General features: G+C 60.0%; 23 protein-coding genes. 8 read left to right on the top strand and 15 right to left on the bottom strand.

Features of this window, described 5'->3' with window-relative positions; all coding sequences use genetic code 11:
• Nucleotides 1-52 precede the first annotated feature (52 nt).
• The 4 genes from RGV59_RS01485 to RGV59_RS01470 form a co-directional block, all read right to left on the bottom strand.
• Nucleotides 53-409 (bottom strand): hypothetical protein, encoded by a 357-nt coding sequence (locus tag RGV59_RS01485; protein ID WP_026140185.1) that lies wholly within the window; start codon nt 407-409, stop codon nt 53-55.
• A gap of 94 nt (nt 410-503) precedes the next feature.
• Nucleotides 504-809, bottom strand: a complete 306-nt coding sequence (locus tag RGV59_RS01480; RefSeq protein ID WP_046487702.1) for a chorismate mutase — start codon at nt 807-809, stop codon at nt 504-506.
• Nucleotides 810-843: 34 nt separating this feature from the next.
• Nucleotides 844-2,697, bottom strand: a complete 1,854-nt coding sequence (locus RGV59_RS01475; protein WP_046381989.1) for a DUF4105 domain-containing protein — start codon at nt 2,695-2,697, stop codon at nt 844-846.
• Between the two features lie 92 nt (nt 2,698-2,789).
• Complete coding sequence (locus RGV59_RS01470; protein WP_017847319.1) at nt 2,790-3,278, bottom strand: DUF3015 domain-containing protein; 489 nt, start codon at nt 3,276-3,278, stop codon at nt 2,790-2,792.
• 267 nt (nt 3,279-3,545) lie between these two features.
• On the opposite strand from RGV59_RS01470, the gene RGV59_RS01465 reads away from it, so the two are divergent.
• Nucleotides 3,546-5,984, top strand: a complete 2,439-nt coding sequence (locus tag RGV59_RS01465; protein ID WP_017847320.1) for a Lon protease family protein — start codon at nt 3,546-3,548, stop codon at nt 5,982-5,984.
• Between the two features lie 179 nt (nt 5,985-6,163).
• Nucleotides 6,164-6,481, top strand: coding sequence for a hypothetical protein (locus RGV59_RS01460; RefSeq protein ID WP_017847321.1), 318 nt, complete (start codon nt 6,164-6,166; stop codon nt 6,479-6,481).
• Between the two features lie 6 nt (nt 6,482-6,487).
• On the opposite strand, the gene RGV59_RS01455 is transcribed toward RGV59_RS01460, so the two are convergent.
• The gene (locus tag RGV59_RS01455) at nt 6,488-8,311 is read right to left on the bottom strand and encodes a hypothetical protein (protein WP_082118835.1); all 1,824 of its coding nucleotides are present in this window, start codon (nt 8,309-8,311) and stop codon (nt 6,488-6,490) included.
• Nucleotides 8,312-8,474: 163 nt separating this feature from the next.
• Here RGV59_RS01455 and RGV59_RS01450 point away from each other — a divergent pair, with 163 nt between their 5' ends.
• The gene (locus tag RGV59_RS01450) at nt 8,475-8,963 is read left to right on the top strand and encodes a TIGR00645 family protein (protein ID WP_017847323.1); all 489 of its coding nucleotides are present in this window, start codon (nt 8,475-8,477) and stop codon (nt 8,961-8,963) included.
• A 13-nt stretch (nt 8,964-8,976) separates the two neighbouring features.
• Here the strand turns inward: RGV59_RS01450 and RGV59_RS01445 are convergent, their stop codons facing one another.
• From RGV59_RS01445 to RGV59_RS01430, 4 genes are all read right to left on the bottom strand, one after another.
• A complete protein-coding gene (locus tag RGV59_RS01445; protein ID WP_017847324.1) occupies nt 8,977-10,416 on the bottom strand; it encodes an ArnT family glycosyltransferase in 1,440 nt (479 codons plus the stop codon).
• Nucleotides 10,417-10,574: 158 nt separating this feature from the next.
• Nucleotides 10,575-12,737, bottom strand: coding sequence for a methyl-accepting chemotaxis protein (locus tag RGV59_RS01440; RefSeq protein ID WP_126586219.1), 2,163 nt, complete (start codon nt 12,735-12,737; stop codon nt 10,575-10,577).
• A 130-nt stretch (nt 12,738-12,867) separates the two neighbouring features.
• The gene (locus RGV59_RS01435) at nt 12,868-14,010 is read right to left on the bottom strand and encodes an HD-GYP domain-containing protein (protein ID WP_232590864.1); all 1,143 of its coding nucleotides are present in this window, start codon (nt 14,008-14,010) and stop codon (nt 12,868-12,870) included.
• Nucleotides 14,011-14,086: 76 nt separating this feature from the next.
• The gene (locus tag RGV59_RS01430) at nt 14,087-15,019 is read right to left on the bottom strand and encodes a chemotaxis protein CheV (RefSeq protein WP_057005104.1); all 933 of its coding nucleotides are present in this window, start codon (nt 15,017-15,019) and stop codon (nt 14,087-14,089) included.
• Nucleotides 15,020-15,569: 550 nt separating this feature from the next.
• Between RGV59_RS01430 and RGV59_RS01425 the strand changes: the two genes are divergently transcribed.
• A complete protein-coding gene (locus tag RGV59_RS01425) occupies nt 15,570-17,039 on the top strand; it encodes a hypothetical protein (RefSeq protein ID WP_126587250.1) in 1,470 nt (489 codons plus the stop codon).
• Nucleotides 17,021-17,680: an ankyrin repeat domain-containing protein gene (locus RGV59_RS01420; RefSeq protein WP_260473912.1), complete on the top strand. Its 660-nt coding sequence runs from the start codon at nt 17,021-17,023 to the stop codon at nt 17,678-17,680. Before RGV59_RS01425 ends, RGV59_RS01420 begins: the two co-directional genes overlap by 19 nt.
• Here RGV59_RS01420 and RGV59_RS01415 read toward each other — a convergent pair.
• A complete protein-coding gene (locus RGV59_RS01415; RefSeq protein WP_017847330.1) occupies nt 17,646-18,521 on the bottom strand; it encodes a WYL domain-containing protein in 876 nt (291 codons plus the stop codon). The two genes, RGV59_RS01420 and RGV59_RS01415, sit on opposite strands and share 35 nt — an antisense overlap.
• Nucleotides 18,522-18,640: 119 nt before the next feature.
• On the opposite strand from RGV59_RS01415, the gene RGV59_RS01410 reads away from it, so the two are divergent.
• Together RGV59_RS01410 and RGV59_RS01405 are read left to right on the top strand one after the other, a co-directional pair.
• On the top strand, nt 18,641-18,898 hold the full coding sequence (locus RGV59_RS01410) for a hypothetical protein (protein ID WP_126587249.1): 258 nt from the start codon (nt 18,641-18,643) through the stop codon (nt 18,896-18,898).
• A gap of 32 nt (nt 18,899-18,930) precedes the next feature.
• Entirely contained in the window at nt 18,931-19,125 is a 195-nt protein-coding gene (locus tag RGV59_RS01405; protein ID WP_017847332.1) for a hypothetical protein, read from the top strand.
• A 57-nt stretch (nt 19,126-19,182) separates the two neighbouring features.
• On the opposite strand, the gene RGV59_RS01400 is transcribed toward RGV59_RS01405, so the two are convergent.
• Both RGV59_RS01400 and RGV59_RS01395 read right to left on the bottom strand, forming a co-directional pair.
• On the bottom strand, nt 19,183-19,746 hold the full coding sequence (locus RGV59_RS01400; RefSeq protein WP_017847333.1) for a histidine phosphatase family protein: 564 nt from the start codon (nt 19,744-19,746) through the stop codon (nt 19,183-19,185).
• Complete coding sequence (locus RGV59_RS01395) at nt 19,743-20,780, bottom strand: SDR family oxidoreductase (RefSeq protein ID WP_126587251.1); 1,038 nt, start codon at nt 20,778-20,780, stop codon at nt 19,743-19,745. Before RGV59_RS01395 ends, RGV59_RS01400 begins: the two co-directional genes overlap by 4 nt.
• Nucleotides 20,781-20,911: 131 nt before the next feature.
• Here RGV59_RS01395 and RGV59_RS01390 point away from each other — a divergent pair, with 131 nt between their 5' ends.
• On the top strand, nt 20,912-21,799 hold the full coding sequence (locus tag RGV59_RS01390; RefSeq protein WP_017847335.1) for a LysR family transcriptional regulator: 888 nt from the start codon (nt 20,912-20,914) through the stop codon (nt 21,797-21,799).
• Between the two features lie 274 nt (nt 21,800-22,073).
• Here RGV59_RS01390 and RGV59_RS01385 read toward each other — a convergent pair whose 3' ends face one another.
• From RGV59_RS01385 to RGV59_RS01375, 3 genes are read right to left on the bottom strand one after another with little or no spacing between them, the layout of a single operon-like run.
• Nucleotides 22,074-22,814, bottom strand: coding sequence for an SDR family NAD(P)-dependent oxidoreductase (locus RGV59_RS01385; protein WP_126587248.1), 741 nt, complete (start codon nt 22,812-22,814; stop codon nt 22,074-22,076).
• 29 nt (nt 22,815-22,843) lie between these two features.
• The gene (locus RGV59_RS01380) at nt 22,844-23,674 is read right to left on the bottom strand and encodes a shikimate dehydrogenase family protein (RefSeq protein WP_126587247.1); all 831 of its coding nucleotides are present in this window, start codon (nt 23,672-23,674) and stop codon (nt 22,844-22,846) included.
• Between the two features lie 8 nt (nt 23,675-23,682).
• Complete coding sequence (locus RGV59_RS01375; RefSeq protein WP_126587246.1) at nt 23,683-23,865, bottom strand: hypothetical protein; 183 nt, start codon at nt 23,863-23,865, stop codon at nt 23,683-23,685.
• Between the last annotated feature and the right edge of the window lie 25 nt (nt 23,866-23,890).

Below are 23,890 nucleotides of genomic sequence, written 5' to 3'. Positions count from 1 at the left end.
GCGTTTGGGCCATGTTCGCCGCACTTAAGTTTCGACGAATGTCTGAAAGCGACTATTGCGAGCGATAAGCCTTGGCTGCGTCGCGATCCTTCTCCTGCTGCCAGGCGCGCTCGCGCTCGTCCCAGTGACGATCTTTGTAGTCGCGCAACTCTTCGTTTTCGCGCATGGCCTTGCACTGGCGAAAGCCATCTTCCCAGCCTTCGGCGTATACGCGGTCTTTCAGATAACGCGGCACATTCTTACGAAACTCCCCGGTGATCACCCCCGCTGCCTGGCGACCACTGCTGCAACCGTCATCGAAGCCATCGGCAAACGCCGGTGGATAACCCTTGGCCAGCAACTCCTGATGGGTCGATTGGCAACCCGACAACCCCAGCACCGCACACAGCATTACTGCATACCGCCACATTACTTGCTCCCTGGCCGTTTCACGGCTGATAGGGGAAGTTTAGAAGGGGATTCGTCGGGGGGATGTGAAAGGGGGGTGAGAAAGGTGTTGGGTGCTATGTCGTCTGATGGCTGGCCAGCGCAGCATGCTCAGCCAATTCTTGCTGGATAAACGCCGCAATCATCGCGCGGTAAACCTGTTCTGTGACGTCTGGGTTGGCGCCGACCGTGTGGGATAGGTCGCGCACTTTGCTGATCACCTGTTCGACGCGCTGTGGTGCCTTGACGCCGTCGGTGTCTTTTTTGAAGCGTGCCGCCTGGGAAACGTAGTGGCCGCGTTCGGCCAACAGGCTGACGATTTGCTGGTCGAGGCGGTCGATGTTGCTTCGGACTTCTTCAAGGGTGGTGCAGGTAACGGCCATGTTGAGTGAACTCCTGATTCTGGTTGGGCGTTGGTCAGTAGTGATACCACTTCATCTCAAGCATTACCTCATTCACCGGCGTCGACAAGTGGCTGTATTCGCGCTGGGCGCTCAGGCGCAGACCGAGGTTGCGCGACAATTCCCACTGCTGGTTCAGGCTGATGCTGCGCCGTACTTCGCCATTGGTGAAGAAATCTCCCTTGGCTTCCAGGCTCAGGTTGCCCAGCGGGTTTTTCCACAGTACGCCGGTGTTGAAACCGGCGGCGGGGGAGATGGCTTCGCTGAAGTCGTTGTTGTGTTCCACGCGCACGGTGCCGAGGGCGAAGCCGAGCATGTCGTCGCGCAGTTGCCAGGTGCCGCCGGCGCCGCCGTTGACATGGGCGACCAGGGTTTCGTCGTCGTGTTTGCCCGGCACGCGTTCCAGGCCGCCGGTGACTTGCCATGACCAGGGTTGCAGCAACGCGTTGCGCGGAGTCAGGGAGCGGATGGTGGCCAGGTCCAGTTGCTGCAGTTGCCAGTGGTTGCCTTCGTACTGGCGCAGTTTCATTTGCAGGATCTCGATCTGCGCGCCGAGGGGGAAGCCTTCGGCGTTGTCGTTGAGGTCGTGGTAGGCCATGCGCAGGCCGTATTCGCCGAAGGCTTTGTCGCCACGCGTGCCGATGCCGGCTTGCCAGGTGCGTGATTCATGGCCGGTTTCCGGCAGGCCTGGGGGCGTGATCTTCAGGTCGGGCGCGGGGTTCTGGTTGATCGCACGCAGCAGTTCGAAGCTGCGTTGGGAGCGTTCGGTGTCGCGCTCCAGGCCATTGGCGCGGTAGCGGCCGAGGCGGTAGGCGGCGTCGATGATCAGCGCCTGGCGCTCGCGCGGCAACGCTTTAAACGCAGGCGCCTGCAATTGTTTCTGGTCGTCGCTGACTTTCAGCACCCATTGCTGCTCGTCGCTGTCCAGCGGTTTGGCGCGTTCCAGCAACTCGCGCTCACGGGACGGGCGATAGTCGATCTTCTCGACCAGGCCGGCATCTTTCACGGCCTTGACCGTGTCGGTGGGGATCGCAGTGAGCGGGAATTGCTCGGTCAGGCGCAGGCCGGGGCGGGCCACTTGCAGCAACTCCAACAGGCGGTAGGAGCAGTTTTCGTCGAAGAAGAAGTAGTCGAACTGGATCTGCTTGAGTTCCCACACGTGCTCGACCATGCGCTCGGTCTCGACCTGGGTCAGGTTCAGGCGGTATTCCCACAGGTCGCGGTTCTCCAGGCTGCGGTATTCGGAGAGTTTTTCCTGGTAGGGCACCAGGGCGAACAGGCCGGGGTAGCCGCCCATCAGGCCTTTCCAGGCGTAGAGGATGCTGTTGTCCGAGCCTTCGATGTACGCGCCGAAGTTGATCGCATAGCTGAGCAGCGCGGTGTTGTTGCTCTGCACGTCGGCCTGGTCGATGCGCAGCAGGGTGTGGCCGAACATCGATGAAGGGCTGTTGAGGTAGGCCGCCGGGAAGATCATCACCGCGCTATGGGGCGCGACGTCCTTGAACCATTGCTTGAATTCGTTGCAGCCCACGGCGGGCAGGTCGGTCAGTTGCAACCGGTCCTTGAGCCAGCGGGTACGTGCGGGGTAAACGCATTGTGCGTGTTTTTCACCCAGGCTGGCCGGCGCGTAGAGCGCGTCGACGGTGGCCTTGAGTTCGGCATCCGGGTGATGGGCACCATCGGCGGCGAGGAAGAATTTTTTGTCGCTGACATAGCTGCGCCAGCCACTGACTTTGCCGGCTTCGTAATGGCCCAAGGACAACCAGAACGGATCGTTGGCCAATTGCTGCAAACGTTGATCATCAAGATGCGGCGCCGCATACAACGGGGCGCAGGCGAAGAGTGCCATCCAGGCAAGGCGTTTGAGCATAGGGGCAACTTAAGTCGGAAAAAGTGAGACCCAAGCGGGGAGGCGGGTCCAAAAATAAGACCCGCGCCTTGGAGGGCGCGGGCGGCTCGAGCTTAAGCCTGGGTTGCGTATTTCGCCAGGCGGGCATCACTTTTCAGTACAGCCAGGGTGTTGTTGTGGACATCCTCAGCGGTCACGTCGGCCTTGCTGAAGATTTGCTGGAAGTGCTCGTGGGTCACGGCAGAAAAGTGCTCGCGATCTTCTGGTGCAACGCCCAGTACCACGGCATAGGTGGTCAGCGCTTCGCCATTGCCTTTGGCCATGTCTTCGGACAGCTCGTTCATCATGCCATTCATGGCAATCCACGATTTGCCGCCGTAGGTCAGGGCGCTGTTGGTGCTGCAACCGTTGGTGCCCGAGGTCATGCCGAAGGTCGCGTTGCCCGAGGTGCCGTTGGTGGTGGACGCCAGGAAGTGCGCCGGCGTGCCGCGCTGGCCTTCGAACAGCATGTTGCCCCAACCGCAGTTCGGGCCACCGGGTGATTCAGCCATTGCGTTGAGGGAAACGACGGTGAAGAGAGTACCGAGAAGGATCCGTTTCATAGCTTTGTTCTCTTTGTGTGCAAACCAATGGACAAGGGTTCAGGCGCAGTAACGCGCCTTAGGGGCCGGTTATTAGTCCAGCCCGCGCAGTTTGGAGTTTAGGCAGGTTCCAGGGGTTCCGTGATTTTTAATAAAACAATCAGAGATATCTCGATTTTTTTGTAGGACGCAGCCCGTGTCTATGCTTTACCTCAGGCGCGCCTTGCCAGAGCGCGTAACAGAGAGCCAGAATGCCGCCATCTGCCCCGCCTGATGTAAGGAAGCCCGATGCCTGATCCTGTTGCTGCCAGCTTGCGTCTAGCGCCCGAAGCGCTGACTCGCCCTTTCTCCGCTGAACAGTTCAGCTTCTCGACCACCAATGATTTGGAGCCCTTTCGCGGTGTGCTTGGCCAGGAACGTGCGGTTGAAGCCTTGCAGTTCGGTGTGGCCATGCCACGCCCCGGTTACAACGTGTTTGTCATGGGCGAGCCGGGCACCGGCCGCTTTTCGTTCGTCAAACGCTACCTGAAGGCTGAAGGCAAACGCCTGCAGACCCCGTCGGACTGGGTCTATGTGAATAATTTCGATGAACCCCGCGAACCCCGCGCCTTGGAACTGCCGGCAGGCGGCGCCGCGGCGTTCATCAGCGACATCAACGGCTTGATCGACAACCTGGTGGCGACCTTCCCGGCAGTGTTCGAACACCCGACGTATCAACAACGCAAAAGCGCTATCGACCGCGCGTTCAACCAGCGTTACGACAAGGCATTGGACGTGATCGAACGCCTGGCCCTGGAAAAGGACGTGGCGCTGTACCGCGACAGTTCCAACATCGCGTTCACTCCGATGCTCGACGGCAAGGCGCTGGACGAGGCCGAGTTCTCGCAGTTGCCGGAAGTCGATCGCGAGCGCTTCCACACCGATATTTCCGAACTGGAAGAACGCCTCAACGAAGAGCTGGCCAGCCTGCCGCAGTGGAAGCGTGAGTCGAACAACCAACTGCGTCAGTTCAACGAAGAAACCATCACCCTGGCCCTACAGCCATTGCTGTCACCGTTGTCGGAAAAGTACGCAGAAAACGCCGCCGTATGCGGTTACCTGCAAGCCATGCAGGTGTACTTGCTGAAAACCGTGGTCGAGCAATTGGTGGACGACGCCAAGACCGACGCCCAGGCCCGCAAGCTGCTCGAAGAACAGTACTGCCCGAGCCTGGTGGTCGGCCATCCGGTCAACGGCGGCGCCCCGGTGGTGTTTGAACCGCACCCGACCTACGATAACCTGTTCGGCCGGATCGAATACAGCACCGATCAGGGCGCGCTCTACACCACTTATCGCCAGTTGCGTCCGGGCGCCTTGCACCGGGCCAACGGCGGGTTCCTGATCCTCGAAGCCGAGAAGATGCTCAGCGAGCCGTTTGTGTGGGACGCCCTCAAGCGTTCCCTGCAGTCGCGCAAGCTGAAGATGGAGTCGCCGCTGGGCGAACTGGGCCGCCTGGCCACGGTGACGCTCAACCCGCAGATGATTGCGTTGCAGGTCAAGGTGATCATCATCGGTTCCCGCCAGTTGTACTACGCGTTGCAGGACGCCGATCCGGACTTCCAGGAAATGTTCCGCGTGCTGGTGGATTTCGACGAAGACATCCCGATGGTCGACGAAAGCCTCGAGCAGTTCGCGCAGTTGCTGAAAACCCGCACCTCGGAAGAGGGCATGGCGCCGCTGACCTCGGACGCGGTGGCGCGCTTGGCCACCTACAGCGCACGCCTGGCCGAACACCAGGGGCGGTTGTCGGCGCGCATTGGCGACTTGTTCCAACTGGTCAGCGAGGCGGATTTCATTCGCCACCTGGCGGGCGACGAAATGACCGACGCCGGCCACATCGAACGTGCGCTGAAGGCCAAGGCCACGCGCACCGGGCGGGTGTCGGCGCGGATTCTCGACGACATGCTCGCCGGGGTGATCCTGATCGACACCGCCGGCGCAGCGGTCGGCAAGTGCAACGGGCTGACGGTGCTGGAAGTCGGCGATTCGGCGTTCGGCGTACCGGCGCGGATTTCCGCCACGGTGTACCCGGGCGGCAGCGGCATCGTCGACATCGAGCGTGAGGTCAACCTCGGCCAGCCGATTCACTCCAAGGGCGTGATGATCCTCACCGGTTACCTGGGCAGCCGTTATGCCCAGGAATTCCCACTGGCGATCTCGGCGAGTATCGCGCTGGAACAGTCCTACGGTTATGTGGACGGCGACAGCGCGTCCCTGGGCGAGGCCTGTACCTTGATTTCGGCCTTGTCGAAAACCCCGCTCAAACAGTGTTTTGCCATCACCGGTTCGATCAACCAGTTTGGTGAAGTGCAGGCGGTGGGCGGGGTCAACGAGAAGATCGAAGGTTTCTTCCGCCTCTGCGAAGCGCGTGGGCTGACCGGCGAACAAGGCGCGATCATTCCGCAGGCCAACGTCGCCACGCTGATGCTCGATGAGAAGGTGTTGCAGGCCGTGCGCGCCGGGCAATTCCATATCTATGCGGTGCGCCAGGCGGATGAGGCGTTGAGCCTGCTGGTCGGCGAGCCGGCCGGTGAGCCGGACGCAGAAGGGCAATTCCCCGAAGGCACGGTGAATGCGCGTGTGGTCGAGCGTTTGCGCGCGATTGCCGAGATGATCAGCGAGGAAGACTTGAAGGAAGCTGAGAAGGAACTGGCGCTGCACGCGCAGGCGGAAGCCAAACCGAGCTGATCGGTTAGCCCGCCACTAAATTGACTCCAGGTTGGGGGCCAACGCCCGTTGGTCTCTACAACCTTGGTTTATCGCGTTTTTCTTCTATTCTGAGCACTAGGGATATCCACCGGAGTCGCAGGATAGAAACAGTCTCGCCGTGCTTGAGGCTGAACGCCGATCTACCGAGGGTCGCCGCCATGCCGCGCAACCTTTGCCTGACCCGCCAGTGTCTGGGCCTGGGCACTCGCATCGAATGCTCCATTCGCCCTCTCGCGGGGGATAACGGGATGTGGACGTTGTTGTTTGCCGCTGGAATGACCGGTGAGCAGCCTTCGACCATCAAATCCCAGGGACCGTTTCCCGGGCCGTTCGTGGCCGAAACCTTCCTGCAATCGATCGTCGAAAACCTGACCCAGCAAGGCTACGAGCTGGCGCAGGAGCCGCAGATCTGGTGCCTGCATCTGCAGGCCCACCTGCGCCAGCTCAATAACGGCCAGGAATGCCTGGCCCTGTAGGCCCGGTTATTTGCTTTCGGGCTTGTCCAGCTTGACCTCGAAGCCGTATTGCACGGTGCTCAGGTTGGTACGCTGGTAGCTTTCCAGCTGGGTCGGCTGGCCGTAGAAGTAATGCACATCAAACAACGCCGTGCCGTATTCCTCGGCGTGGTGGCTGACCCCGAGGATTTCCTTGAGGTAGTTGCCGCTGGCGTCCTTGGCATAGAAGCGCCAGCTGTCGGACGGGAACTGCGCCTGGTCGACGATCAGCGCGTTGTCCTTGAGCGACAGGCCCTTGGGCAGCTTGGCCACGTCGATCGTGGCTTGGTCGATGCTGGCCAGGAACAGCGGAATCGAGCCCACCACAAACGCCGGGTTCTCCGGGAACAGGTTGAGGTCGTAGGTGAGCGTGCCGCGTGCAGGGTTCAGCTCGAAGGCTTCGCTCGGCAACTCGATGGGCTCGCCGCGCTCGCCTTTTTCATTGGCTGTGAAAAACGTCACCGGGGCTTCGTCGCTGTTGCGTTCGGTGCCCGCCAATTCGTCGTTGAAGGTGTAGGGGTGGTCAAACACGATATGCGCGGCGCTGGCATCTTCGACGGACTGGCTGATGGTCACGCTGTTTTTCAGCTGGTCCTCGGTCATCGTCGCGGTTTTCAGCCAACTGGCGGTGCTGTCGTCATACACCGTTACCGCCATCGGCAAGGCTTGCACGGTTTTCTGCAGGCTGTTTTTGTCGAAGCGCAATACGGGCAGGTCGAGGTCCTTGCGGGTCAGCGTGGCCTTGGAAAAATCCAGCACGTCGACCTGCAGCGTGTCGATCAGGCCATTGAAGTAGACCTTGGCGTAATGGCTGCTTTGCTGGTGTTCGAAGGCTTTCTGCTCGTCCGTCAGTTGTTTCTCAAACGCGTCCGACCAGGCTTTCTGCTTTTGCATCTGCGCCAGTTGTTTCTCGTAGAACGCCACCTGCGCGGCATTTTCGTTGATCGAGCCCGAGCGCGTGAGGAACTGCCCGGTACTGTCGCGGGCCTGCACCAGCAACGGGTCCGGTGATTCGTCGCCGACCTCCGCCGCCAGCGGTTCGTGGTTGGTCAGTTCGATCTCGGCGTAGTTTTTTTCCAGGCTCAGCAGGTTGAGGGTGATATTGCCCTCGGTGCGTGGGTGGCCGAGGTCTTTTTTCGACAGGTCGAACGTCAGCACCTTGCCCGGCGCGACCACCTCGACCGTACCTTTGAGGCTGACGGGCTGCGGCTGGCTCTTGTTGTCGGTCTCGATGCCGTCGATGAACGGGTAGGTCACCGTCAGGTCATCGGGGTTGGTCAGGTTGGAACTGCTGGGGCTCAACTGGATGCCGGGATCGGTTTCCGACCATTCCGGCTGGAAGGGGATGACTTTGCTGTTGCTCAAGGTCACCGACTGCCATTCCAGGCCATGGGGGAACGGGAACTGGTCGGGCGTGTTGAAGTTGAACGGGAACACCGGCTGCAGATCGGTCAGGTAGTCGGAGTGGGAGGTCTTGCGCAGCACGAACAGGCCGTTGATGTAGGTGTCGACCAGGGCCTGGGGCGTGGGGTAGTGCTTGAGCAGGGCCAGGCTGTCTTCGCCGTATTCGGCTTCGATGGGCTTGCTGGCGAGCTTGACCCGCGCCCGTTCCAGCAACAACAGCGAACCGCCGAGGTCGGTGATGGCGTCGCGCAGTTTGGGGTCCTGGATACTGTCGAGCGACTGTTCGAACTGCTTGGTTTTCTCTTCAAGGGTGGTCTGCTTTTGCTCGTCGCTGGGAGAACAGCCACCGGCCAGCAGCAATGCCGCACACAGGCCGATGCTGGCCCAAGGGGAACGCACATCCATCATCTTGAGTTTTCCTGTCCGACGTCTTTGAGCCGAGTTGATGGCCTCGACACTAGCAGAAAAACGCTCTTACAGATGCCACTCAGGTCAGTTTTCTCGCGGTCACAGGTGTTGGGTAGCGGCTGGTATACTCACCGTCATTTCTAACCACGCTGTGTGAGATTCAATGGAACGCTTTATCGAAAATACGATGTACGCCTCGCGCTGGTTGCTGGCGCCGATCTACCTGGGGTTGTCCCTGGGCTTGTTGATCCTGGCATTGAAATTCTTCCAGGAAATCATTCACGTCGTTCCCAATATCTTCAGCATGCTCGAATCGGAAGTGATCCTGCTGCTGTTGTCGTTGATCGACATGGCACTGGTCGGCGGCCTGCTGGTGATGGTGATGATCTCCGGCTACGAGAACTTCGTCTCGCAGCTGGACATCGATGAAAACAAGGAAAAGCTCAACTGGCTGGGCACCATGGACTCTTCCTCGCTGAAGATGAAAGTGGCCGCCTCCATCGTGGCGATTTCCTCCATCCACCTGCTGCGCATCTTCATGGATGCCAAGAACGTCGATCCGCAGCATTTGATGTGGTACGTGATCATCCACATGACCTTTGTGGTCTCGGCGTTCGCCATGGGTTACCTGGACAAGCTCACCAAGCACTGACCCCCCGCCGGCCTTACTGCCCGATGAAGTAGTAAGGCTGGCGATTGATTGCCATCTCCTTGATCACCGTGACCTTGCCGGTCAGTTGCTCCGTGTTATCCAGCAGCGCGACGTTGCCGGGGGCGGCGTCCAGGTAACTGTGCAGTTCGGGCTCGGTTTGCAGAATCGGCAAGTAGGCCTGCAGATAGAACACGCTGGCGCCGTCGATGCGCTCGTTGGGCCGAAACAACGCGACCTTTTTGCCTTCGGCCTGTAGCGCCTGGATCTGGCTCATCACGGGCACGAAGGACTGTTTTTTGTCGGCTTTTGGCGCGAACCAGAAAGCAGCGCTCAGGTAGCAGGCGATGAGCACGGTGAACACGCCGCCAATCACGATTTTATGCCGCTTATACAGCGCCGGTTTGTGATCTTTCAGCCAGTGCAGCAGCACCTGCGCATATTCCGCAGCCAGTACGGCGGCGGCTGGCGTCAGCGCCATCAGGTATACGGTGCGCTTGCTGGAAGCCAGGGTCAGCAGGGTGAATTGCGCCACCAGCCAGACGCAGAAAAACAGACGGTAGCGGTTGCGCACCAGGCTTTTACGGAAGTGCCACAACCCCAGGTACACCAGGATATTCCACGGCAAAAAGGCTTCGGGCAGTTTGGCGATGTAGTAGTAGAAGGGTTCGTAGTGCCCGGCTTCGACAAACGAGCCGCTGAACCGCCCGACGCTGTTGGTCCACAGCACTTCGCCCACCGCCTGCAGCCCGCCGCGCTGGAACAGAAACCCCAGCCAGATCAGCAGTGGCACCAAGGCCAGCAGGGTAAACAGTGCAGGCCGCAGCCAGTCGCCGATGCGCAGGCGTTTGTCCATCCAACTGGTGCAGGCCAGGTACACAAAGATCACGATGCCCGGCATCGCCAGGCCCAGCACGCCTTTGCTCAGGGTGGCGATCACCATCCCGGCCGTGAACAGGGCCCACGCCCAGGCGGTTGAGCCCTGGCGCTCGGACGCCGGCCGCATGGCCTGGTAGAACGCCAGCAGCGCGGTGGTCACACCCAGGCTGAGCAATGCATCTTCACCGACGCCGCGCACATTGCTCCAGTAACTGGCCATGGTCGCCAGGATCAGCGCCGCGCAGAACGCCAGTGTCTTGGGCCGCCCGAACGTGCGCAGCATCCCGTAAAGCAGCATCACGCTGAACAACCCGGCGAACGCCGAGGCCAGGCGCACGGCCCCGGGCGTGCCGCCAAACAGGCGGATCGCGCCAGCGTCGAGCCACAGGCTCAGGGGTGGTTTTTCCAGGAACGGCTCACGGAACAGCCGTGGCACCACCCAGTCGTTGTCCAGGTGCATGGCCATGGCGATCCCGCCGACGCGGGCTTCAGTGGAGCCTTGCAGTTCATGGTTACCAAGGGCGAAGAAGAACAACAGGCCAGCAAGCAGGAGCAGCAGAGGAACGGGACGCGTCATGGGGGCTGGTTACCGGGGCAGGGGGCCGTTCGAGGGAACGGCTCGCAATCGGTGAGTATAGGGGGGCGATTCTTAATATTTCATGAATGGGTACGAGGTTTGTGCAGGGGGACCGGGGCGGTGATTTATTTCCGCCCCGGCTTCATTGCGGATGGGGGTTATGTCGCTTTGACTTTAAACCGGCTCAACCCTTGTTGCATGGAGCTGGCCCGCTCCGACAGGTCGCGGGCAGCCACCGCGCATTGTTGGGAGTTGGCCTGATTCTGCTGGGTGACTTCGTCGATCTGCTCCAGGCCGATACTGGCTTGCTGCAAGCCGGACGCCTGTTCACTCGAGGCTTGGTAGATCAGCGACACCAGGCTGGAAACGGTGCTGGTGCCGGTGACGATGTTTCGCAACGAGTCGGCCGTGCGACCGGCGATGACCATGCCGCGCTGTGTCTTGGTCGACGAGTCGGCGATCAGCGCCGCGGTTTGCTGGGCCGCTTCGGCACTGCGGGCGGCGAGGCTCCTGACTTCATCGGCGACGACGGCAAAACCACGGCCCAATTCGCCGGCACGTGCCGCCTCGATCGCCGCGTTCAAGGCCAGCAGGTTGGTCTGGGCGGCGATGTTGTCGATGGTGGTGATGATCGCGGTGATGTCTTTGCCCGAGTTGTCGATTTCGGTCATGGCGGCGATCAGTTCGCTCATCAGCTTGTCACTTTCCCCGGCGTCGGCGCGTGAGGCCTGGGATTGTTCGTCGGCCTTTTTCGCGTTGGCGGCGTTGTCGGTGGTCTGCGCGGCCATTTGCGTCATGACGGCACTGATTTCAGTGATGGATGACGCCGAGTTGGACGCACCGTCGGACAACGACTGGCTCAACTCGGTGACCTGTGCGGAGCTGCCGGTGATTTGCGTGGCGCTGGCCTGCACCTGGGAAATCAAGGTGTTCAAGTTGCCGACCATTTTTTCCAGGGACTTGCCCAACGTGTCGTTGGGGGAGGACAAACGCACTTCCAGGTCCAGATCGCCTTCGGAGATACGTTCAGCCACACGGACCTGACGCTGCAGGCTTTCGGACATCTCGTTCAAGGCCAAGGACAACTGGCCGACTTCATCGTCGGATTTTTGCACCAGGCGACGCGAGAAATCCCCCAGGCTGATGTTGGCAGCCAAGGCGGCGGCTTCACGAATCGGCCCGACGATTTTTGCGGTGGCGAACCACAGCGCCAGCAATGCCAGTACCGAGATACCCAGGCCGACCGAGACCTGCCAGATACTGCTGCTGACGCCACGGGATTGCAGTTCCTTCTCCAGGGCAATCGCCTGGCTCATGACCACCGCCTTGGGCAGTTGGATCAAGATGGCCCAGGGTTTTTCGGTGCGGCCCAGGATGATCGGCATCTGTACTTCGATTTCCTGGGACTCCTGGTTGAGGCGACTGTCGCCCTGGCCTTTTTGCACATTGGCCAGCACCTTATCCCAGGTGTCGGGTAGCAATGCCTTCAATGACTGGCCGATCAGTTCCGGCCGTTTACTGTCGGCGACCACCAAGCCCTGGTTGCTCAGGATCGACACCGAACCTTTGCCGCCGTAGAGGTCGGCGGACATTTGCTCGCTGAGTTTCTGGATAAACGAGATGTCGAAGTCTGCGCCGACCACGCCGTAAAACTTGCCATTGGCGGTGATCGGTACCGAGAGCGTGGTCAGCCACACATTTTTGCCTTGCACCACGTAGGGAAGGGGGTCGAGCACGCTTTCTTTCAGGGTGTCCCGGGGGCCGCTGTACCAGCCGCCCTTGAGCACGCCATTGGGGTGGCGGGCATCGGAGTCGTATTCGACCAGCGGTTGCACGGCGATATGGCCGTCCGAGCCGCGTGTCCAATAGGGCGTGAAGCGGCCGGTCAAGGGGTTGTTGCCGCCTTCGTTGTTACGAAACGCTTGGTCCTGGCCGTCCACCGCATCCGGCTCCCAGCACGAATACGTGCCGTTGAAATCGGGGTTGTCCTTGAGCACGCTGAGCAACATTGTATTGATTTGATCGCGGCCCAGTGCCAGCGGGCTTTGCGCACTTTTACTCGCGCCCAGCGTATTGGCCAGCGTGCGTGCCGAGTCCAAGGCATTTTGCAGTTTCGCCCTGATCGCATTGGCACGGGACTCCGCCAGGTTTTGTACTTCGCGAATGGTGCCGCTTTCGATCAATGTTGAAACTTCGGTGCCCACGTAGGCTTGATTGGCGGTTGAGGAGTACAACCCATATAACACCAGGCTCGCGCAAGAGATTAACAGGCAGAGTCCGGCGGTGAAGCAAATCCGAGTCTGTAATGAGTTGAATTTCATGGTATTTCCTGCCCACGCTAATAGTTGCCGACATAATTGGATGGCGGCATTTCAGTTTTTTTGTTCGCAAGGCTTACTGCTTGATCATGGGCTGCTTGAGCATATAAATGCAGTACAGCTGGGGCGTCGCTTAGTTCTGCTCGGACGCCTCATCGTCGAGCCAGAGACGTTCGGTGTTTTTAAAGCCATAGCGCTGTGACGGCACGCGCGCAATGATGCGATCGGTTTGTTCGGGATCACTCAGGTCGATTATTTTGGGGGTGATATAAATATTCAACACCGGCACGAAGAACAACTTGATCTTTGGCGTCAATAAAGAGTCGGGGTGTTGTTCGATCACCACGCCGATACTGCCACTTTTCAACTGAACGATAGACCCCACCGGATAAATACCCACGGACTTCAAAAACGCGCGGAACACCTCATCGTCGAAATGCCCGTCCCATGTCGACATTTGCTGGATGGCGACCGCGGGGTCCCAGCCTTGGTTGTAGGAACGATCCGAGGTGATTGCATCGTAGACATCGCAAACGGCGGCCATTCGCGCAAAAAGACTGATCTGGTCGCCGACCAACTGATGGGGGTAGCCGCTGCCGTCCACCCGCTCATGGTGATGCAGGCAGACATCCACGACCATGTCGCACATCTGCGAAGTCGCCAGCAGGGTTTTCTCACCTTCCAGCGGGTGCGTGCGTATCAGTTGTAATTCGTCACCGCTCAAGCGCCCGGGCTTATTGAGGATCGCGCCCGGTATGGCCATTTTGCCGATGTCATGCAGCAGGCCGGCCATCCCGACCCGACGAATCAACACGGCGGGCAGGTTCAACTGGTTGCCCAGGGCAATCATCAGTGCACACACGGCGACCGAATGCATATAGGTGTAATCGTCGAGGCTTTTCAGGCGTGCCAGGCTGATGAAGGCATTGGGATGGCGGGCGATCGACGCGGAAATGTCGTCGACCAGTGCGCTGATATTCTCCAACTCCAGGGCGCGGCCCATGCGGACATGGCTGAACATCTCGACCACGGCAGTCTTGGCGCGGGCACAGATTTCCTGGGCGGCAACAAGCTCGTCGTTCATGCAGGTGGGAGTGATCGTCGCCGCTGCGGGCGCAGAGGGCGGCTCTGCTGACTGGGGTGTCTCGGGTAGTTGCGCGCCGCAGCCCATGGCGCATTGGATATCCGCCTGCGCGTCGCGTGCGCGGCCTTGCCAGAAGGGCCTGGCCTCGCCGCTGTCTGGCGCCAGATGATAGAGCTCATTACATTTCAACATGATTTGCCCTCTGTTGATTTTGTTCTTATTCGTTTCCTTACAGCCTCCTTGGCTTGAGTGTTGTTGTCGTAGAGCGTCAGTTCGTGTTGACGGCTTTGATACGTGAGACGACGCGGCCGGCCAGGTCATCGGGGCGGAACTTGGCCAGGAAGTCGTCGGCCCCGACTTTCTTGACCATGGCCTGGTTGAAGCCTCCCGAGAGCGAGGTGTGCAGCACAATGTGCAGGTTGGCCATGCGCGGGTCGTTGCGGATCTCGGCGGTCAAGGTGTAGCCATCCATCTCCGGCATCTCGATGTCGGAGATCATCATCAGAAACTCCTCATCCGGCTTGCGCCCTTCGTCGAGCATGGCGCGCAGGTAGTCCAGCGCTTGTCGGCCATCGTTCAAGGCCACTACCTCGACGCCCACGGTTTCCAGGCAGCGGGTCACCTGTTTGCGCGCGACCATCGAGTCGTCCACGGTCAACACCCGCAGGTGTCGCGCCTGCTGGGTGACTTCGTGATCGATTACGCCGCTGGATATTTCCTCGGACGATGGCGATATTTCTGTCAGCACCTTTTCAACATCGATGATCTCGACCAGGCGGTCGTCCGTGCGGGTGACGGCCGTCAGGTAATTGTTCTCACCACTGCCCTTGGGCGGCGGATGGATGTCTTCCCAGTTCAGATTGACGATGTGTTCGACCGCGTAGACGAGGAAACCCTGAACGCGATTGTTGTACTCCGTAAGTATTATAAAAGCGCTTTCCTGATCCTCGACTCCGGGCAGTCCCGTTGCCATGGCGAGGTCAAGAATAGGGATGCAGACACCCCGGATATTGGCCACGCCACAAATATTGTTATTAGACTTTGGTATCGATGATAACTTCGGGCAGCGGATAACTTCACGAACTTTGAATACGTTGATCCCGTACAGTTGGTGATTGTTGAAGCGGAACAGCAACAGTTCGAGCCTGTTCTGCCCGACCAGTTGTGTGCGGCTGTTAACGGAGGCCAGTACACCGGTCATACACACTCCTTAAACCTGGTTGAACAGCGCTGATGTCGTAATGACATTAGCATATGTAGGGGGATGTAAAATATATGTGAAAATAAAAGAATGCCAGGGTTTGTCGTTAAAACGATATGAAGTCAGGTGTATGTCTTTTCGCACAGTTGTTTTAAATGCTTAGTTGGCTAACTTATTGTTTGTTATTGTTGAGAATGATTTAGATCGAAGGTTTTAGATGATCTGCAACATTCGATAATTCATATAGCCCTAGGCGTAGTCGAGGCATGACCGCCGCTGATGATCCTTGCGAGTGCCGGGCATATCGATCTCGCACATGCGTTGCAAAGGTACGCCGATGCATAAGTCGATGGGCCGCGTGTAAACAGACGCGGGGTGTCTGAACAGCTCATATATCTGTTTCGGCCGAACCCTGGCGATGGTCGAGAAGCGTCTAGCCTGGGCCTGAGAACCTGCTCCATTTGTTTACCTGTACGGACAAACATCGTGGACGGGGTCGCTGATTTTGCTTAGGGTGTGGCCATTCGATATTACTGGCAAGGTGGTCTGCATGCAGCGCGAACAGTTCCTGGCGCAACCTGAAATTGAGTCCTTCATCGCATGGCTTGCAGCGAATTTGCCGACGCTGACCTTCAAGCTGCGCTTCAAGTCGAGCAAATTCGTGCCTGGCGGTTTGACGGCTGATGTCCAGGGCATCGAGCAGGTGCTTGGGCACTATCGCTGGAAGGCAAGCTGGCAGGATGCTCACCAATGCTCGGTGGATTCACGCACCTGGGCTGAAACCCAACGCTCTCTCGGGCAACTTCGCGAATGGCTGACGAGTGCGGTCAATCAGGGGAATGACCAGCAAGCGCTTCAGGCCTGCCTGCAGATTCTTCGTTGGGGCGGCGTGCGGGGCGCCATTCCGTTTTTGCACCGGCTGGCCGCAAACGGCAAGCTGTCGAGCTATCTGCAAAAGATGGCCGGGCTGATGTCGCTCGACGGCAAAAATGACCTGGATGATCTCGATGCGATCAGCGTCGAGCGTTTCGATGCGGGCCTGACCAAGATTCATGCGTTGTTTGATTCGTCGGGCTCCCCCATCTATGACAGCCGCGTCGGCGCAGCGATAGGCATGCTGTATTCACTGTTTCGCCAGCAATGGACGGGGAGCGGCAAACCCTTGCTGGCTTTCCCGTCCGGAGCCGCTCGTGGCAGCCAGATCCGCAACCCCGGAGCATTTTTGAACGGCCTGGCCGCGCCTCAGTTCTCTTCGATCAGCTATGAGACATGGGCCCGCTGGCAAGTGCGGTTGGGCTGGATTATCCGCGCCGTGCTCGAGCGCACCGGCTGGTTCGCCGAGCAAGGCGCGCTGCCTGCGCGGTGCCATGCGTTCGAGGCCAGCCTGTTTGTGCTTGGCTATGACCTGCGGTGCTTTGGGTGGACACCTAAGTCAGCCGTGCCGGTGGTTGACCTGCCGGAACCCGAACGTGACAGCACGGGCTGGGTGCCGACGGGGAACCCTTTCAGTCAGGTCATCAACGACTATCTGCTGTTCCGTCGCCAGGGTGGAAAAAGCGATAAAGCCTCGTTCGTTGACTGGTTGTCGACTCATCCGCACCACGCGCGTCCGATCTCGCGGGCTACCGCTCAGGACTACTGTTTTGCGTTTTCGATGCAGGAGTTCGACCTCTTCGACCGCTCACTCGAAGCGCTGGAGCGGATTGTCGCCGGTGGCGAGGACGGCTTGCGTGCCGTCTTGGCGAGCGAGGCGCTGGAGCCTTTCACCTTGGGCGATGAGCGCGTCAGCGTGTGTCTGGTAGACGTCATGATCACGGGGCGGGCGTATCAGCGAGAGTCGACCGGTGACGCGCGTGTCGAGTCGATCTTGAGCGCCGGGTACGCCGGCACGAAAAACAGCGCAAACACACTGATGGCCCTGGGGCGCAACGTGGGCAAGCACTTCGGTCTGCTGGACGACAAGCATTTGCCTACGCCGCTCTTCGAGCGTTTCTTCGGCGCATGTTCGCTCGAGGCGTGACGCTCACGACGTTGTGTGCGGGGCGGCCGATCACTCTGTTTGAGCGCATCGATGATCGCGCCGAGCTTGGCCTCAGCGACTGGCACCTCTGTGTGCTGTTCGATGAGGCGCCGCCTCTCGATCCGTCCGGCTTGAATCAGCGCGACCTGGCGGGCGATACGCCGCTGGACATGGCTTACCGGCTGAACCGCAGCGGCCTGATCGACACGCTGGAGTCACTCGGCGCCCAGGGCAACCCGCAGATTCGCGGCTGGGCCGGCCTGGGCAGCTTCATGCCCCACGACAAATACATCCACCTGCCTGCGCGATACGGCAATGTCAAAACCCTGCAAGCCCGCTACCGCCTGGGTGCCAGCCTCAATGACCGCGATGGGCTGGGGAACACGCCACTGCATTGGCTGCTGCTCAATGGCCACTTGAAGGCCGCGCGGTACTTCATCGACCGCGCCATGACGTTCGGTCTTGATCTGGGCGCGAAGAATCACCAGGGCAATACGCTGCGCAATATTGCTCTGCTCAACGGCCAGCATGAGCTGGCACAGCGCTTACTCGCGGCCGAGATCGACAATTGCCTGCGTGCGCTGCGCCTCTGGCAGGAAATGCGCCTCAATCATGCATCAACCACGGTCTCAACTCTTTGAGATTGGTGACCACGATCTGCTGGGCCTCGGGGTTGGTCGCCTGGTTGCGCGGGTCGACCTGATAGCGGCGCAAGACGTACTTCACCAGTGCCTTGCGACTGGACACCACCAGTTGCCCGTCGGTCATGCCGAAGTCGGTTTCGATGATGGCCTGCTGCGCCGCGTTCAAGCGGCCATCGGGGGCGAAGATGATCGGCACTTCGGTATTCCAGTCTTCGTCCAGTTCCCGTGTGTTCTGCGACGCGTCGAGCAGGTCCGGCTCACCGCGCAGGCGGCTCAGCACAAAGTCGCGGTACTGCCGATTCTTCTCGCAGTAAGCGCGCACATGCCAGCGCATCCCGGTGTACACCAGGGTGTGGGGGGCAATCAGGCGGATTTCCACGTTCGGGGTATTGAGCGATACGTACTCGGTCTCCAGGCGCAGACCGTCGCGGCATGCCGCGAGCAAGGGGCGCAGGATCTCCGGCCGGATCGGCCGGTCCGGCACTTCGAGCACCTTGGTATGGGCATATGCCAGGGCCAGGCCTTCGATGTGCGGCGCCCGTTCATTGTTCTGGTAAAGCAGGTGCAGGTAGGCACTGGCGCTGTCATCGATGAACAGCGGCTTGAAGTGTTTGCTCGGTACATAGCCCTTGCGTTGCTTGTCATATGTCAAGTTTCGGGGCGCATGTTCATTGATGTAGGTATTGATGTCCTTGGAGGCTTGCTGGCGGCTGATGCCGAAGCTCTGGATCAAGTGCCCCGTGGTCAGGCGGCCTTCCCACCAGGCGACGGTCTCGATCAAACGATAGCGAAGTGCCAGGTCCCAGCGCACTTGTTCGATGGATTGCTTGCGTTTCATACCTGCTCCATGTGCGTGAATACTTTACCTGTATAAGTCTACATTCTAGACCTGTCGTAAATCACTACATATCGTGTCGCTGTCTTCGGAATATCTCGAAGGGATGGAAGGATGTGAACATGAGTATGTCGGAAGTGGTTTCGACGGGGGCATTGGCGGTGATGGGGATCATCTTGCTGGTGCTGGTACAGCATTGTTTGAAGTTGAGCGAGCTTTGGAAAATGCTTGCCCATTATCAAAAGGATCTGCGTTTGGCGCAGATCTTGGACATGGAAAACCGCGAGCTGCGGTCGGCGTTGCGCGCCGAGCGAGAACACGTCGCGCAGTTGCAGCGCAAGCTGGAATTGCTGCAAGCGCTGCTCCCGGTCACAGAATAATCCGCAGTATCGCCATCCAGGAGAACCCATTCATGCCGATAAAACCCAGACCCTTCACCTTTGTGTGTGAAGACTGCAAGTGGAAGAAAACCATTGCGCCGCGCAGTGACGCGCTGATGCCCGGCGACTGGTTCGCGAGCTGTCCGAAATGCGGCAGCACAGCCCTGAAAATGCGCGCGGCCGGGTGGCTGGAGGCGGCGGTGGCGGAGTTTGTGGCGCGGCGGTAGGCGTCGACAGCTACAGGCTGAACGCGTGGATCTTGGCGACGCTCAGCCGATCACCGTCTATACACCAGCGTATTGATACACCGTCGCGCTCCAATATTGGCTGCCATTGTGCTGTTGGCGGGTCCAACCGTCTGCGAGCAGGTGTTTGGCGATCATTCGATTCATCACGCCATGACCGAGCAGCAGAACCGGCCCTTCACCGGCGAGGGACTGCAGTCGTTGAGCGGCCGTGTTGGCGCGCAACCTTGCGGCGCCAGCGGATTCGATATTGCGTGAGTAACCGCACAGCCATAAGACCCGGAAGATAAATGCCCAGGTAAACGGCGATAGCCGGGGCAGTCGCCAACGGCCATAAGGCAGTTGCGCTTCGCAGAAAAGCGCGTCGACGACAGCAGGCTTCAGCCCGAGCACCTCGACTGAGGTCAGCGCACGAGGCGCGCTGCTTGAAACAACCAGGGTGGCGGCTGCGGCGAGTTGCTGGCTGGCGTCCGGAGCCGGATGGCGGATGATTTCGGATCGGTTGTATTGCTCGATCCAGTCTTTCATCTCGAACATTGAGATTCTTTCGCGCGCGGCCATCTTGGGCTGGCCGTGACGCATCAGGATGATGGTTTTGCTCATCGTGTGTTTTCGTCCTTGTTTGGCTTAACCACGCCATGTTTCCGATACCACGCCACAGTGTCAGAAACGGTCTGCTCCAGCACTCGAAAACTCAGGCCAAGCTCCTGTTCGCTCTTGTGGTGGTTAAAACAGGTACGGTGCTCCTCTCGTATCAATAGGCGCAACGTCGCCATGCTCAGCAAAATAGGCTTGCCGGTAACGCGCGCGTAAACCTCCTGCACCGCCGCCAACAGGTACAGCGCGGGTACTGGCAGTTGCCGAACAGGGGTTTTGACGCCCGCGATACGCCCCAGCACAGGTACCAACTGGCGCATGGTCAAGTTGCGACCGGCCGCGAGGTAGCGCTCTCCTCGCCGCCCATGTTTGGCTGCGGCGATCTGGGCACATGCCACATCGCGGGCATCGACCACGGAGAAGGTGCCGGGGATCAGCCCGGGTAACTTGCCGTTGATCACGTCCTTGACCAATTGTCCGGAGGAGGTCGGGCCCATATCGCCCGGGCCCCACATCCAGCCGGGCAGCACCATGCAGGCATGCATTTGGGGATGGGTTTCAAGGAACGTCAAGACGACACGCTCGGCGAGGATCTTGCTGCGATAGTAGTCATCCGCATCGGCTTCGGCCCGCAGGCATGTCTCGTCGATAGAGGTGCCGGGGGCTCCGTCGAGCACGGCAATCGACGAGGTATGCACGAAGCGGCGGACCCCCGCGCGGTAGGCCTGGTGAAGCAGGGCTTGCGTACCGGCGACATTGATCTTTTCGAGCTCTTCCCAGTGGCTGCCGCCCTTGTAGTTATCGCGAAAGAACGCTGCGGTATGAAACACCGTATCGCAGCCTTGCAACGATGTTGCGAACGCGTCGGTGTCGGCCATATCGCCAACGACCAGTTCCACGCTCGGCAGGTCGTTGAACTGCTGCTCACCCTTGGCCCGTGAGCGGACCAGGGCTTTGACGGCGTAGCCGTGTGCGACCAGTTCCCGTACCAGGTTGTTGCCCAGCAAGCCGGTTGCGCCAGTGACGAATGCGTTGCGCATGGGGTCCATAGTCATACATTTCATTCCAGTCGTTTCGAAGGCCGGTAGATATACCGTTGAGGCTGCGCCTGAAAAACAGCGACTACTGCATAATGGCTTTGCATATATGCAAACCCTGGAGGATGGGAGGTATGGCGTTGCAGGCAAATTGGGACGATCTTCGTCTGCTGTTGGCGGTCTCGCGGCGTGGCAGTTTTCTTCAAGCTGGCCAACTGCTGGGGATCGCGGCGTCTACCGTGTCCCGTCGCCTGACCCAGCTGGAAGCGGCCCTGGGTGAGCCGCTCGTTGAGCGCGGCGTTGAAGGCTGCTGGTTGACCTCGCGGGGCCAAGCCCTGGTGGACGTCGCGGTGGCAGCAGAGGCGGGCTTGAGGCGTCAGACGGCGGCGGAGTTGTCCGGGGAACACGCAGCGCTATGTGGCAGCGTGCTGGTCAGTGCCGGCGAGGGGTTTTCTTCTTGTGTGTTGGACGCCGCGAGCCGGTTTACGGCCCTGCATCCGCGCTGTTCCGTGGAGTTACTGGTCGCCACCGACTTTCACAAGATCGTCCGCGGGGTGGCGGATATCGCCATACGCACAGCGCACCTGGGCGAACCATCGTTGATTTATCGACCCATCGGCAAGCTCGCCTATGGCGTCTTCGCTGAGGCCGGGTACCTGAAGCGATCTCCCGGGGTGACCCTGGCTACGGCGGTCAACATCGCCTTGCTTCCTCCGCTGGATATGTTGCCTCAAATGCGTGCCGCAAAGGCAGCGGGCCTGGACCGTGCGCAAATCAGCGTGAACTCGTTCGCCGTCCAACTGGAGTCGGTGCGGCAAGGCATGGGCGTGGCTGTACTGCCGCGTATTCTGGCGAAGGGCCTGACGGAGTTGTTCCCCGAGCTGGAACTTCCAGAGATGGAGGTCTATCTGGTAACCCGGCCTCAGGCGTTGAAACAGGCGCACATCAGATGTTTCTTCGACATTCTGGAGCAGGTATTGCTCGAAGTCCTCTGCGTCGGCACGCATCAAAGGGCGAGCTGACAACGTCGCAGTGCGGATCGCGAAGGCATACCGAGGCCTGGCAGGCGAACACTCCAACGAGACCCTGGCACAGCACCTGGGATTTGCGTCGGGGGATTCCTTTGGTCATTGGTTTCGGCGCATCACCGGCAGCAGCCCAGGCAAGGTGCGTAGCTCTTTGCAGGTTGCCAGCGCGTAAGTGCGGCCGCTGGCCCCATGAGCCCGCGCCCCTGAAGGGCGCGCGCTCATTTCTCGCTTGACCGCTCAACGGGCAAAAAAACGAGGCGCGCAAGGCTCATCCGGCGATGTACAGCCCGCCGTTCACGTGCAGTACTTCGCCGGTCATGAAACTTGAGCCGTTGCTGCATAGAAAGGCGATCACCGAGGCGATTTCGCTCGGTTGACCCAGGCGTTTGAGCGGGGTCTGCTCCACCGAATCGCTGCCGCGGCTCGCGATCAGGTGCTGGGTCATCGGGGTTTCGATGATCCCGGGGGACACCGCGTTCACCCGGGTCTGCGGCCCCAACTCCCGCGCCAGAGCGCGGGTCAGGCTCAGTAGGCCGCCCTTGGAGGCGCCATAGTGCGCGTTAGAGAACGCCCCCCGATGTGCGGCCACCGAGGTTAGGTTGACGATTGCGCTGTTGGCACGCAGTACCGGGATTGCCCGCTGGCACAGGTAGAACACGCCGTCGAGGTTGATGCCCAGCGTTTGGCGCCATTGCTCATCGGTCATTTGGCGAATCGGCTGCGACTGGTACAAACCGGCCGATGGCACCAGGAAGTCGATGCCGCCGAAGCGTTCGACGGCCAGTTGCACAGCCTTGGCCGAATCGGCAGGGTCGGCCGCATTCATCCGCAGGGTGGCGACGCGCTCGCCGCTGGCGTCCATTTCCCGGGCGAAATCCGCCAGGCCGTCGCCGTCCAGGTCGGCGAGCACCATCGAGGCGCCGTACTGATAGAACAGCCTTGCCACTTCGCGGCCGATGCCACCGTTGGCACCCGTCAGCAGCAGGACGCGATTGTTGAAATCGTACATGGTCGTTGTCTCCGAAAGAGTGCCTGGGTTCATGGGCCGAGAATGCGCGCCAGATGTTCGTGTTGCAGGTCAACGCCGAGAAAACGACAGATCTGCACGATCTGGCCATAGATCATGTGTTGTCCATGGTGAACGCGGCAGCCGCGCAGTCGAGCCGCGGCCAACAGGGGGGTGTCGCCGGCGCGCATCACGGCTTCGCAGACCAGGGCATCAGCCCGCAGGGTGCTGGGGTCCAGCGGCAGGGCATCGTCGTCCTTGAGGCCCAGGGAGGTGGCGTTGATGATCACGTCGAAGTCCTGCGCATTGCCGTCGCTGGTGCTTAGCTCGACCTTGGGGAACTGCGTTTTCAGGCGTTCCAACAGGGCTTCGGCGCGGGCAGGGGAGCGATTGTAGATCGCTAGCCGTACCGGTTCCTGCCGGGCAATCGCTGCGGCGATCGACTTGCCGGCGCCACCGGCGCCCACCAGCAGCACGCGTTTGCCTTCCAGCCTATGACCTTGCTGATGCAGCCCGGCGAGCATGCCTTCGCCGTCGAAGTTGCCACCGATCAATCGGCCGCTCTCGGGGTCGATCCGCACCGCATTGACCGAGCCGACCTGACGTGCGGTCTCGGTCAGTTCGTCGCAGTATTCAACGATGCTTTCCTTGTACGGGATGGTCACTACCAGGCCGTGCAGATTGGCGATGCCGGATACGCCGAGCAGCACCTTGTGCAGGTTCGACCCTTGCACGTGCAGCGGCACGCAGACCAGGTCGAGGCCCTGGTTGGCAGCACTGTGGTTGATCACTTGCGGAGTTTTTACATGGGCGATCGGATCGGCAACGATGCCGATCAGTTGCGTCTGGCCACTGATGTGCATGGGAAACCTCAACGGTAGGAGTGGGTACGGGCGGTCGTGCCGAGGCGCTTCTCATAAAGAGCCGGGCCGAAAAAGGGATCGAGTGGAAGCTGGAATACCGCGGGGTGGGCGGTCGTGCCGAGGGCAGGAGGGGTGTCGGAGGTGCGGATCAATGAAGCCAATGCTTGTAACAGTGCGCTGATAGAACTCATGAGCAGTAACCTGTCTGACATATTT

It is taken from the genome of Pseudomonas sp. FG1 (genome assembly GCF_034313875.1).
Taxonomy (GTDB): domain Bacteria; phylum Pseudomonadota; class Gammaproteobacteria; order Pseudomonadales; family Pseudomonadaceae; genus Aquipseudomonas; species Aquipseudomonas veronii.
This window is presented reverse-complemented; position numbering and strand designations above follow the sequence as displayed.